Here is a 536-nt window from a genome sequence, read left to right on the forward strand (position 1 = left end):
CGCATACCTTCTTCATCGACGGTCTGACGGAAAGCGGCATGCGCGGCATCATCAGTCGGGAACAGGTCGTCCCAGACCGTAGACGTTCCATGCTCGTTTTCGACCTCAAGCGACCAGCCCGGCTCATTTTCCAACCGGATGATGTTCACTCTCACGGTGACGCCCTGCTCGGTGACGAAACCAGACAGGCTCGAGGTGACGATGTTGGGATCGCGTTCGTGCATCACTCTTTCCTCATGCTTTGACTGCGGTTTTAGCAGCGGTGCCTTCGAGCGCCTTGTAGAGCGCGGTTTTGCCGACCTTGAGGCGCGTGGCCGCTTCGCGAACCGTCAGCCCTGCCGCGATATGATTGCGCGCCTTACGTAATTTGTCAGGCGTGATGACCGGACGCCGACCGCCAAGGCTCCCCCGTTCCCGCGCAGCCTTCAATCCGGCGTTGGTGCGCTCGCGGATCAGGTCGCGCTCGAACTGGGCGAGCGAGCCGAAGATGTTGAACACGAGCATCCCGCCCGACGTGGTGGTGTCGATTTGCTCGG

At 61.0% G+C, this 536-nt stretch carries 2 protein-coding genes; both read right to left on the reverse strand.

Going from position 1 to position 536, the window contains the following annotated elements:
• Window positions 1-224, reverse strand: a 224-nt coding sequence (locus AACY08_RS28515; protein WP_339472443.1) for a hypothetical protein, incomplete at its 3' end; no start/stop codon positions are given.
• A gap of 10 nt (window positions 225-234) precedes the next feature.
• Window positions 235-536, reverse strand: a 302-nt coding sequence (locus AACY08_RS28520; protein ID WP_339472444.1) for a recombinase family protein, incomplete at its 5' end; no start/stop codon positions are given.

This window comes from Pseudomonas sp. EL_65y_Pfl1_R83, from assembly GCF_963970695.1.
GTDB classification, from domain to species: domain Bacteria; phylum Pseudomonadota; class Gammaproteobacteria; order Pseudomonadales; family Pseudomonadaceae; genus Aquipseudomonas; species Aquipseudomonas tritici.